We start from the raw sequence: 12,483 nt of genomic DNA on the forward strand, positions 1-12,483 counted from the left end.
CCTTTCAAATCTTATTTAAACTTGTAAGCAAGTTAACCTTTACTCAGCAATACATCATAAATAATATTTGCAAACTGCTTCATCTTGGCAGGATCGCTAATCAATTGTGTCATTTGCTCTGTATGTGCTGTATTACTATCAAATACTGCATTTCCTAAAGCATCATCAAACTCACCCAACATAGCCAATTGTCGTGGGTTCTCTTTGATTTGTTTCATCATTCTGGCATTTTCAGACATTTTACCTGCTACAGTGTGGACATAATTAATCATGTCCTGATCTGTCAGCTTGTCAGTAATAAACACATCATTTACACGCTGTAAAATCACCGATAAAAAGTCTTCTGTCTTATCTTTCGCCTTTGCAGACCCAACATCATTAGCTGGCTCTATCTTATGCTCAGTACTATTGGTTTTGAGTTGAATATCTTGTTGACGAATTTTTGAAAGACGATAATGACTCATTGATACGTTACTCAAATCAATCTCTTCTTCATCTGTTCCTTGCTCACGTAACAAAGGGCGTAAGCTACGAGCAAACAAACTCATTTTCTCTAACTCTTTATCGTTATATTCCACAATCTGTGACATAAACTCATAAAAACGAGTAAAGCTACCTAAGTCTTTTCTAAAAATCTCGAGCGTTTCTCGTGCTTTCTTTGCTTCAGAAAACTCTTTTTCAGCATTCGCAATCAGTACAGGTTCCTCTGTTCTTTTGGCAATTTCCAAACGTTCTTTAGTCACCTTATAGTCATCAAGTGCTTGTTTATAACGCTGTTGCCAACGTTGCTTAGCTGGTTTACAAATATTAGAAAGTGCCGCACTCGATTTATTTTTACGATAAAAAGCTTCAACAAATTGTTCGACCTCAGCCATTAAGAAAATATGTGCAGCTTTTAGCTTTTCAGCCAAGTCATATACAATATCTGGATTAGATACATCTGCGAGTTCTGCTGTTTGGTAGTAAGGTTGGAACGCATTCAAAATTTCTTCAGGTTCATTAAAAAAATCTAATACAAATGTACCCGATTCTGCTTTACCAGGATAAGTACGGTTTAAACGCGATAATGTTTGCACGCACTCCACACCACCCAATTTTTTATCGACATACATTGCACAAAGCTTAGGTTGGTCAAAACCAGTTTGAAATTTATTAGCAACAATCATGACTTGAAAATCATCGCTGTTAAATGATTTTCGCATGTCACGCCCTTTCAAGTTTGGGTTCGTATTACTTTCAGTAAACTTGTGTCCCATCAAATGCGTGCTATCGGCATCATGCTCTGTAAATTTCACTTCACCTGAAAAAGCGACCATTGCTTGAATGTTGGCATAATTTTGCTCTGTTACATATTTATCAAAGGCTTGTTTATAGCGTACAGCCTCTTTACGTGAGCTAGTCACAACCATTGCTTTCGCCTGACCGCCCAGTAAGCCCATTACATTCTTTTTAAAATGCTCAATAATGATACGGACTTTTTGTGAGATATTATGGTCATGTAAGCGTACCCATTGATTCAGCTTTATCTTGGCCTTTTTAGCATCAACCTGATCATCTTTTTCTTCAACTTTCTGTTTGAGCTTATAAATCACTTTATAGTTGGTATAGTTTTTAAGCACATCTAAAATAAAACCTTCTTCAATCGCTTGGCGCATGGAATACACATGATACGCTTCGGGCTTATTGGTCTTAGATGCTGGCAATGTAGGATTTGGTAAACGTCCAAATAGCTGTAACGTTTTATCTTTTGGCGTTGCTGTAAAGGCATAAAAGCTTAAATTCTGACTACCTTTACGTGAAGCCATGACAGAATCAATCACATCTTCTGCACTCAGTTCATCATCTTCATTTCGCTCATCTAACATCAACGTTTCTTTAAGCTGTCGTGCTGTTGAGCCACTTTGTGAAGAATGTGCTTCATCCGCAATAACTGCATAATGACGTTCTTTTAAACGACTGCTGTTTTCAATCGCACGTAGAACATAAGGAAAGGTTTGAATAGTCACAATAATAATTGGCTGTGCCATTTCTAAGGCTTTGGCTAACTTTTCAGACTTAGAACCATCACCTTCTTTATTGTTGATTCTCCCAACCACACCACTCGCATGTTCAAACTGATAAATGGTGTCTTGTAACTGATCATCTAAAACCGTTCTATCAGTCACAACGATCACTGAATCAAACATCTTTTTGTGGCTTGCATCATACAAACTAGAGAGCTGATGTGCTGTCCATGCAATCGAGTTTGATTTACCCGAACCTGCACTGTGCTGAATTAAGTATTTTTGTCCTGTACCTTCTGTTAAAGAGTCTTCAACCAATTTGGTCACTACTTTCCATTGATGATAGCGTGGAAAAATTAGACTTTCTTTTTTGTATTTTCGTCCCTCCCAGTCTTCCTTTTCTTCTATCTGTAAATGAATAAAGTTGCCAATAATATTTAATAAGCTGTCGGGTGTTAGCACCTCATTCCACAAATAGCCTGTTGCGTACTCATTTATATCTTCGGGTACATCATTACCTGCACCTTGTTCTTTAGTACCTTTATTAAAAGGTAAAAAGTAAGTGTCGTCACCATTTAAATGGGTTGCCATATATACGTCATACTGGCTTACGGCAAAGTGTACCAATGCCCCACGCTTAAAAGTTAAAAGTGGTTCTGGTTTGTTGGTTTCGGGGTCTTTCGGTAAACGTGTTTTTTTATACTGTGCCATGGCATTTTGCACAGCTTGTTTAAATTCGGACTTAAGCTCTAAAGTTGCTACAGGAAAACCATTAATAAATAAGACTAAATCTATACGCCATTTTTTGGCTTGTTTGCCTGTGGCTTCAAGTTCTGCTTTCGTTGCGTGTGGGCTATAGACCACTTCGGGCACTACACGGCAAATATTTTGTTTATAATTTTCATACAGTTCAGGGTTTAAGCCATGCTCAGGTTTAAACTGGCAAAATGAAAACCGTGTACCTCGTGTTTTCAGCCCATGCCGTAATACGCCTAATGTACCATAACTACGAGATTCTATATCGGTGGCATTGCTATTGGCTTTTTTGAGTTGGGCTACAACGGTGTCTAGAAAATGACGTTCAGTATCAGTTGGAAAAATTGTTTTAAACTTCTGCCATTCTGCCTCTTGTGTCTTTTGCACAAAGTCTAAAACGTCTTGTGGGTATAACGCTTTTTCACGGTTATAGTTTTGTGCTGAACCGACATGCCAACCGTGAGTCTGCATTTGCGTAATAATGTCTTGTTGAAAAATGCTTTCTAAAGTTGCATCTGCTCTCATGTGCTGCACTCCATATTTTCTTGATTATTATTTTTATTTGGATTTTTCCAATGGCGAACGTCTATTTTTCCTGTGACGGCTGCTGAGATGAGGGCAGTACGGCGTTCTTGCATGAGTTGGATTGCAGTATTCGCTTTAGCTTCTAGTTCTCTATATTCAAATACCTTACATTGAATATACTTAAAGAGTAACTCTTGTTCTTCAATTGATGGTAAAGCAAAGTAAAAATTTGATATTTGCTCAAAGTTTAGCCCTTCTCTATTACCACCCGTTTGAATTGATTGAATTTGCGCTTGAATAAGATCTGATTGGATTACCAAAGCCAAAAAATCTTGTAAGTAATTACGTACTCTAATAATACATACATGCTGATTCACATTTGCTTCGGGAAATTCATCAGGAACTAAGCTACTACGCCCAATCGATCCACCTGTGATATTCAGTAGAATGTCTCCTGAATAGACCTTAGAGTTTGACATATCGTCATGAATAGCTTCTGAAATATAAGTATTTTCTGAAATGTCAATTCTTAACCCATCATTGTAAATATTTTGACTTCTTATAAATAAGATTCCTTGATCTTGATATATTTCAGCTCCACCTTTAGGAGTTTTACCACTACCAATTTTTAATGTATGAAATCCAATTTTTGTTACACTCCAGTGCTCAGGCACATCCCCTAACCATTCAATGCCTGAAGCTTTCATTTTCACATTAGGGTTTAAGCCTTTAGTCACCGCATGACTAATCACTGCTTGGCGTTTTTCTTTGAGCAGTTCAATCAGCTTTTCTTGTTTAGCTATGAGCGTGTCAATTTTTGCAGTTTCGTGGTCGAGGAAGTTGGCGATTTGGGTTTGTTCTAAATATGGAACACTTGGAATAATAATATTTACTAACTCAGATGAGTTAATAGCAGGATAGCTTACTCCCACAGAGCGAGCTACAACTTCTTTGATAAAACCCTTCGCCTTCAAACAGTAGGCTGCAAAACACTTATTCAGATACTGACTCGGTCGAATAACGCTAAAACCTGTTGAAACAATAAGATTTTTAGGTGGATTTTCAATTGGTGCAATTGCTTCTAAGTAGGTGCGAACAGTTGATACAATAACATCACCATCTTTTACAATACGCCTAGCTCTAGATGGTGCATCATTAAATGTCATGGTTTCGATATGTGAAATACCGTATACTGCCGACACACTGCCAATATCAACATATTGTATTTCCGTGTCCTTAGATATAGTCTCAGATAGAACATCATCATTGTAAGTGCATAAATACTTCAAAGATTTTGAATTCCAATGACTCGGTATTTTCCCCAACCACTCCACACCCGAATCTTTATACTCTGCATATTTCTGATACTTCGCCATTTTATTAACCATTAAGAATGCACCTCTTGAAGAAGTGCCATAATTTCACGGCTAATCTTATCTAAATCGGCATCAATTTCGCTTAAATCTCGTGGTGGTTCATACACATAAAAATGGCGGTTAAACGGAATTTCATAACCCACTATACCTATCTCGCCATCTTGGGCATCACGCTTATCTGCATTAATCCACGCATCAGGCACATGCGGTTGTACTTCACGTTTAAAATAAGATTCGATTAAATCTATCGTCGTTTGGCTTGGGTCTAGGGCAATATTCTCTGCATCGCGCAAATCACCATCTTGCACAAATTCAACCACGTTACCTTTGTAACTAAACTGACCATATAGCGGGTTTGTGGCACTTTTTATCACTTTTTTAACCACAGGTTCTGCATCTTGATTTTTCCAAGTCACAGCATCTAAAAACTGTTTTTTCTCTTTGGTTTCGAGTTTTTCATTGCAGTCTTTTAAAGCCTGTTTAAGTTGCTCATCAAAGGTATTAAAATCATCACTTTGTGCTATACCCATGTTGGTTTGTAAGGCTTCTGCTTTGCGTAAAAGCGTCCGTTGGTCTAACCAAAGTTTTGGCTCAAGTACCATTTTAATATCTTTTTCTTTTAGTTCGCTAAATTCTGCTTTAATGAGTGCGCGAATTTCAATTTTTTGGTCTTCACTGAACTGACCATAGCTTGTTTCTATCCAAGATTTACCATAAGTTTCATATACATTTTGCATGACTGCATTAAAAGGCTTTGGTGCAAAACGTAAGCTTGCAATACGTTCATTGCTAAGCTGTGCCGATAAACGTAATGGACGTTCAATAGTTACACGACGATAGCCAAATTCATAACTATTAAAAATTTTACTTGAGAATGGTTTTTGCTGTTCACTTTCGCCATCTAAAGTGAGTGTATCCACAATTTCAAAATCACCATAATTTTGAGTGATGGTTCGTATTTCTGCATCTGTTAAATAATTACGTTTAGAACCAAGCGATTTACGCATTTTTGAACTAAGATTTGTGGCATTAATTAGATGCACTTTACCTTTACGTTTAAGCTCTTTTTTGTTGCTGAGTACCCAAATATAGGTTGCTATGCCAGTGTTATAAAACATATCTGTAGGCAGGGCAATAATCGCTTCGAGCAAATCGGCTTCTAAAATATAACGACGAATTTCACTTTCACCACTACCCGCACTGCCTGTAAATAAAGGTGAACCATTTAAAATAATTCCAATACGGCTACCTTGGTCATTCCCTGCCTCAGGTTGACGCATTTTGCTGATCAAATGCATTAAAAATAATAATGAACCATCTGACACGCGCGGTAATCCTGCACCAAAACGTCCTTCAAAGCCTTTTTGTTCATGCTCGTCTTTGATGTCTTGTTCAATCTTTTTCCAGTCCACACCAAATGGCGGATTAGACAACATATAATCAAACTTTTCATACGCCAGTTGGTCATTAGATAAGGTGTTTCCCAATTTAATACGGCGTACATCCTGACCTTTAATGAGCATATCGGCTTTACAAATAGCATAGGATTCTGGATTTAACTCCTGCCCAAACACACGCATCACCGCTTCAGGATTGTGTTCATGCACATATTCCGTCCCCGAAGATAAAAAGCCTCCAGTTCCTGCGGTTGGGTCATAAATGGTTCGTATCACGCCATCTTTATTTAAAACCTCATCATCTTGGCTAAAAATAAGTCCTGTAGTAAGTCTTACAATATCTCGTGGTGTAAAGTGTTCCCCTGCTGTTTCATTAGAACTTTCAGCAAAGCGACGAATCAATTCTTCAAATATTAAGCCCATATCATGGTTAGAAATACTTTGTGGGCTTAAGTCGGTATTCGCAAATTTTTGTATAACTTTATAAAGTAGGTTTGCGTCGTCTAATAAGTCTATAAATGTATCAAATTTAAAATATTCAAAAATTTCACGGGCATCTTTTGAAAAATGCTGAATATAGTTACTTAGATTCGCTCGAATATCTTTTTTTCCTAACTTATTTAAATCAAGTGCTGAGCTATTAAAAAAAGATAAACCATCTGTGGACTGCAACAACATTTTTTCTTTTGCTTCGGATGGCAAAGGCATATCTTTCACTTTTTCATACGCTTCAAGCACTTTGTCCTTACTTGGCTTAAGTACGCATTCTAAACGACGTAACAAAGTGAATGGTAAGATTACACGTCCGTATTGCGATTGTCTAAAGTCACCACGTAGTAAATCTGCGACAGACCAAATGAAAGCTGCCACTTGAGAGAAATTGTTATTTGTCATTAAAATATACCACTTGCTTTACAGCTTAATACTGAAAAAAATATAACGTTAATTGTGCCGACTTAGCTTAGATTTTACTAGCCTCGTCATTGCCTTTCTCAATATTATCGAGCAAAAATAAGGGAGCTTTCGCTCCCTACTATTATCGGTTTGCCAACTTCTTTTCAATCCACTGATGAATCTCCCAAGCTGACCAACCAATACGTTTAGATGTAATCGTTACTTTTTTAGGAAATGTTGAATCATAATATTGAGAGTCCTCATCCATCATCTCATAAATCGTTGAACGACTTACACCAACAATTTCAACAACCTGTTTAATGTTGATTAATTGATTGATCTGAAAAGTTTGCCCTACAAATGTCGTCATGCTTCTTCTCCATTTTACGGAGCGTCGGATTACGCTCAAATGATAGGGCAACGCCTTATTTTTCTACCCATTCGAGCCATAACCCTCCTACTTCAACTCACCGACTGAACCGATGATTTCAAACCATGTTGTAAATCCATGACATCCATCTTCTGTTCTTTTAATGGATGAGCATCTTCACTTGCATCTATGACCTCTTCTTCTGCTTCTTCCAAATCAAAAAATACTGCTTGATAACCCAACTTCGCTACAGTATCGAGTTTGCCTTGGTCAAAGCCACTCTCTTTCGCTTTCTGATCTAACTCTTTCGCCTGTTGAATCGCATCTTGTAAAGACACCCCTTCAGGCAAAGTTAAATCGACATAATAAATTGGGGTACGATAGCTCTGCGTTGTGCTTTTGCCTCTCAGCACCAATTGCAATGGTAAACATGACAAACAGTCTTTTGAGGCTGCTTGGTAATAAGCAAGCCGTGCTGCAAGTGTACGAATGCTATTAAATCCTGTGGTTCTAAATACAAATGTACCCAGTTCATCACTTTCATCTAAGTTCACATACAAACGACCATACGGTTTACATGCACCATTTTGCCCCATTGGACATAAATGTGGTGTTGGACAGACTTGCTTTTCTATGCCTTGCTGTGTCATGCGATGACATACCTCACCATTACCTACACAAATCGGACGACCTGTTTGTCGGTCAAACAAGCTATATTCCGCACGTAAGTTCAGTTCAGGATCATTAAAGATCATCCGCACTGGAATCTGACGTAATTTGGCATCGCCATTATCCGCTCTTAACTTGTCATCTAAGGGATGCTTTACCCACCCCTCCTTATTTTGAATTTGACTGGTAATGGTGAACTGATCATCTTTTTCAGGTTGACGTTTACCATTCTTTTCAACAACACGACCAATGCTAATTCTGCCTAACACTGGCGGTGTGATTAATAAACCTTTCATCATCTAAATCACCTTTATCTTTTCTTTAGTTATAAAAAAATCCCACTGCGTTGGCAGTGGGATGGATTTGTTTATGCTATGGATTGCGTTTTACTCTACTTAGGCTTTTAGCATCTAGCATCTGTATTGATCTAGTCAGTATATATTTGAAAACGACGACTGCCTTCTTTCACCTCTCCATATTGTTCTAACAGTTCAGGCTGTGCTTTAAGGAGCTTCTTACTGTCTAAGCTCACTCGATCTTTCGATGCTTTCCACGTCACCATGCCTCGTTGAAAGATAGCTTTTTCTGCATGCTTCATGCGCATTTGAATGTGCTGTTTTAACAACTCAAATTGCTTCTGATGTGTTTCAACCTTTTCTTTCTCAAGCAAGAGATCATCGAATAAGCTATTCGCTGAACCATCTTCTTTAAAGTCTTCACTCTCTAAAGGTTCATGTTTCGGATACAGTTGTTGAATGGCACTGGCTGCTGACTTTGATGCATCGGGTTCAGGCGGTCGATCATCTGTTACACATTGCCAGAAGTAACGCTCTGACTGAATTAGGACTTGAATGACTTGTTCATTACGTGTGACCTTAAAGATTTGTGTTTCATGACCACATAGTAGTACACAGACATGGGCAGCTTGTTTACCTGTCACTGCCAATTGATGTTGTACTTGGCAAAGTACATACAGTGGCACACCATCCTTCCATAACCGACTACCATACTGCCCTGCGGTTTTACATTCTAAGATTTGAATGTCTTCTGCACCTGTCACGGCATAATCTAGATTGGCTAACATAAACGACTTATCTTCATCAGGATGTTGTAAGACTGCATTGACTCGTCTGACTTTATGCCCTGTATATTGTTGATAGAAATCTGCAATCAGTGGTTCAAGCTGATGCCCCCAATATAAAGGATTGTTGCCATTGCTTGCTTCATGTTGTGGACTAGAAGGTGTTCTGCCTGTTTTCAACATCCAGAGTTCAAGCATACTCATATATGGGTTGAGTCCACATGCAGCGGCAGCATCACTACTGCCAATGCCTTGGCGTCTAACTTCTAGCCATTTGCTATAATCCATGCCTTTGGTATTCGCAACACGTTTCGGAGTGACTGGTTTTGAAGATAGTGGTTTAGGCAGATATGGGCTTGGTTGTGGTGTAATCATAGGTTGGTTCATATTGACCTCAGTAGAATAAAATATGGCATAAAAAAAGCCATGTCCCGAAAGGGACATGGCTTTTTTGCTTTAGTGCGATAGATAAATTTTGCTAACTAAGCAACAAATGCTCTTGCTTGTTCAAGCGCACGTTGCTTTAGATTCGCTCCTGCTCCAAACCATGCAGAATCTAAACGATGGTCATTACTCATGGCACGTCGTTCATGATCAACAAACTCGGTCATGGAACAGAGCAAACCATAAGCAGTATCTTTGGCTGAAGAGAGTGTTGCTCCTCGCCCCTGCCCATTAAACATCTCCATGGCTTTACTCATCGCACGACCATTGGGTTCTGCTTTGGCATCTTGGTTTGCTTGGTTTTGTTCAGCAACATGACGATAGAACTGAATCAGATTGTCTTCAGGAGAGACCATCGAGGTATTGTTAAACACCGCATTCAAGTAATTGGATGCTTCTTGCTGTGTAACTTTACGCTGAGACAATTGTTTCATCTCATACATGTGTTCATCCCATGCACGAACTGAAACCCCCAATTGCTGTTTCACTTTCTCCGCATCAAAATGCGTACTGTGAGGGACTTTCACCATCCCTGCATTGGCGGTTGCACCCTTAAGGGCGATGGCTAAAGTGTTATTACATACCACACGAATAGATGTAAATTGAGCTGTCGTCGCTAATGTCCCATCACATGCGGTTGCCAATAAAATATAGCCATTGCTGACATCTTTACCTTTTAAAGCGGTTGTTTGTCCTGTACGTGCCAATGCCCAGAACTTCTTACCACCTTTAAGTACACCTGCGGTTTCTAGCTCAAAACCTGATTGCTCAGTGAGATCACGATAAAACTCAAGAATCTCTAATGGTTGAACTTCTTTATAGCGTTGGCTTACTACTGACAAAGGTGCATGCGTGTCTGAACGATACAGTACACGTTGCTCCTCATAAGGAAGAATGATTTGCTGTGCTTTATCATTCTCAGCAAAGTAACTGACATTGGATGACTCAATACGCCAATCCATCCCTGCTTGCTTTGCCCAAACTTCAATCGGTTGCTTAGGCATTAATTGCTCACCTAAACCATGCCAAGGTGTATCACCAACATATGCCATGCTTTCAACTTGATGTGCCATTTTCATTGCTCCTTAATAAAAATAGTGACCGCAATCATCACATTGAAAACATTGCACAGGTCTTGCTTGTCTTTTAGGCTGAGGGTCACTAAACACACCACCAAGTACACTTCCTACAACTGCACCTGCAATACCGCCAAATAAAGGAGAAATCCCTAATGGTACTGTCTTCGATAAAGATGCACCAATGGTGGCAAAAGAAGCTGTTGAAGAAAGAGATGATGTATTGTGTTGCTCTGATGCTGTCGGTTGTACTGCACGACTCACATGGGTGGAATCACAATAAGGACAATAAATACTCATAATAAAAAACCTCTAGATCATATATAGAATGGTCATCTCTCCAACAAAGAAAAGATGTTTCTCATCTAGATGATATATATCTGAAATATTTTTTAATTCGTCCAAAAGCAATACATAACCTGAAATAGCGCACATCTGAATTGACGATTAAAACTGCTCAGATTATCATTAGCTCGCTGGCCTACATTGCCAGACGGTTTTAGCAGACCGATCATACAGCGCATCAGGTGAAAGTACTCCTGAGTATCACACTTGTGCGAAAACCTTCTCGTCCCTCTTTGCGGTAGAACGGGAGGGGGACGCCTTCGTGCGTGCTGGTTTCTGTATGTCCAGTCTGCTAACCCTCTTTCGTTCTGCCACCATATCATTTAGCAGTGATCGGCAGAATTTGAATCAACATACAGGATCAAATCTCATGCAAACATCTATCACGCTTATTCCCATACCCAACAACTTAGAATCATTATCTCTGCCTTGAAGCCGTACTGATTTCTCATCTCTGAAACATACAACAATCAAATACAACTGCCGTTTAAGGTAGGGATAACCCATGACTAAAATAGTTTTAAGTCTATGTGTACTCTTTGCACTGAGTGCATGTAGCAACGATGACAATGATTCATCTGCTTCAGATAAAGCCCCCGTCGAACTCAGCTTTAGTACCGAAGAAGCACCCAATGAATACTACCCTTTTCCATACGTTAGCTATCTCAACATTCAATCCGTCGTAGATCATGTTTCTATCTTTCATGTATCCATTAATCGCGGTAATTGTGCAATTTATTATTGGTATGGAAACAACAGGAGCTCTAATCTCAAGTTTGGTCAATCAAGAAGAGCTAGCTTAAATTGCCAAGACACGCAAGTAAAAGAAGTCGTTGTAGATACAGATCAAGGTAGCTACACCTTTAATTTTTAACAATAAGAATGGATAAATGATAATGAAAGGTACAGTTTTAGATTTCTCGGTACAAAGCAACAAAGGGATCATTACCCTAGATGAAAAACGATATCACTTCACAGGTGATCAATGGAAGGAACAACTCCACCCTAAACGTGGGCAACATGTTGATTTTGAGGTTGATGAACAGACAGGTAACGCAATCAACATTTACTTTGTTGTGACGCCAAGTACAAGTACACCAATCAAAAATCCACAGACAGAATCAAATGGTCAAACAAAAGATACTGCACAGGCTGAGACAAATAAATTTCAAGCGATTCTGGATGAATATCAAAAGTCAGTCATGACTTGCTTTAAAAAGTATGTTGATATTAAAGGCCGTGCTGCACGTTCTGAATACTGGTACTTTCAACTATGTGCCACATTAATCATGTTGATCATGAGTACTGCTAATGACACACTTTCTACGATTGCCTTTGTTATTTTCATTCCCCCCCTGATCACTGTTACTGTTCGACGCTTACATGACATTAATCGCTCAGGATGGTGGGTACTCATTGCTGCAATTCCATTGGTTGGAAGTATAGTCATACTCTATTGGGCCGTTTCAAAAGGCTCACCTGAAGAAAACCTCTATGGGCCACCTTCACAATAAGCCCAAGTAATCAAGCATGGAATGATAAGGATA

General features: G+C 38.9%; 9 protein-coding genes and 1 pseudogene. 2 read left to right on the forward strand and 8 right to left on the reverse strand.

Translation table 11 applies throughout. From position 1 onward, the window contains the following. Nucleotides 1-32: 32 nt before the first annotated feature. The 8 genes and pseudogenes from P256_RS05260 to P256_RS05295 form a co-directional block, all read right to left on the reverse strand. Nucleotides 33-3,284, reverse strand: coding sequence for a type I restriction endonuclease subunit R (locus P256_RS05260; protein ID WP_023272649.1), 3,252 nt, complete (start codon nt 3,282-3,284; stop codon nt 33-35). Further along, entirely contained in the window at nt 3,281-4,660 is a 1,380-nt protein-coding gene (locus tag P256_RS05265; RefSeq protein ID WP_081401738.1) for a restriction endonuclease subunit S, read from the reverse strand. Before P256_RS05265 ends, P256_RS05260 begins: the two co-directional genes overlap by 4 nt. Before the next feature lie 11 nt (nt 4,661-4,671). Then, nucleotides 4,672-6,951 (reverse strand): type I restriction-modification system subunit M, encoded by a 2,280-nt coding sequence (locus P256_RS05270; RefSeq protein ID WP_023272651.1) that lies wholly within the window; start codon nt 6,949-6,951, stop codon nt 4,672-4,674. Between the two features lie 142 nt (nt 6,952-7,093). After that, the gene (locus P256_RS05275) at nt 7,094-7,321 is read right to left on the reverse strand and encodes a helix-turn-helix transcriptional regulator (protein ID WP_023272652.1); all 228 of its coding nucleotides are present in this window, start codon (nt 7,319-7,321) and stop codon (nt 7,094-7,096) included. A gap of 233 nt (nt 7,322-7,554) precedes the next feature. Next, nucleotides 7,555-8,289, reverse strand: a pseudogene (locus tag P256_RS05280) (recombination directionality factor); the annotation flags it as partial. Between the two features lie 128 nt (nt 8,290-8,417). Next, nucleotides 8,418-9,458 (reverse strand): YqaJ viral recombinase family nuclease, encoded by a 1,041-nt coding sequence (locus tag P256_RS05285; protein ID WP_023272654.1) that lies wholly within the window; start codon nt 9,456-9,458, stop codon nt 8,418-8,420. Between the two features lie 95 nt (nt 9,459-9,553). Further along, nucleotides 9,554-10,588 carry a DUF932 domain-containing protein gene (locus tag P256_RS05290; RefSeq protein ID WP_023272655.1) on the reverse strand — a complete coding sequence of 345 codons (1,035 nt, stop codon included), beginning with the start codon at nt 10,586-10,588 and terminating at the stop codon, nt 9,554-9,556. Between the two features lie 12 nt (nt 10,589-10,600). Further along, on the reverse strand, nt 10,601-10,891 hold the full coding sequence (locus P256_RS05295) for a hypothetical protein (RefSeq protein WP_023272656.1): 291 nt from the start codon (nt 10,889-10,891) through the stop codon (nt 10,601-10,603). A 550-nt stretch (nt 10,892-11,441) separates the two neighbouring features. On the opposite strand from P256_RS05295, the gene P256_RS05300 reads away from it, so the two are divergent. Together P256_RS05300 and P256_RS05305 are read left to right on the forward strand one after the other, a co-directional pair. Then, nucleotides 11,442-11,810 (forward strand): hypothetical protein, encoded by a 369-nt coding sequence (locus P256_RS05300; protein WP_023272657.1) that lies wholly within the window; start codon nt 11,442-11,444, stop codon nt 11,808-11,810. A 22-nt stretch (nt 11,811-11,832) separates the two neighbouring features. After that, a complete protein-coding gene (locus tag P256_RS05305; protein ID WP_023272658.1) occupies nt 11,833-12,450 on the forward strand; it encodes a DUF805 domain-containing protein in 618 nt (205 codons plus the stop codon). Nucleotides 12,451-12,483: the final 33 nt, after the last annotated feature.

Source organism: Acinetobacter nectaris CIP 110549 (assembly GCF_000488215.1).
Lineage (GTDB): Bacteria > Pseudomonadota > Gammaproteobacteria > Pseudomonadales > Moraxellaceae > Acinetobacter > Acinetobacter nectaris.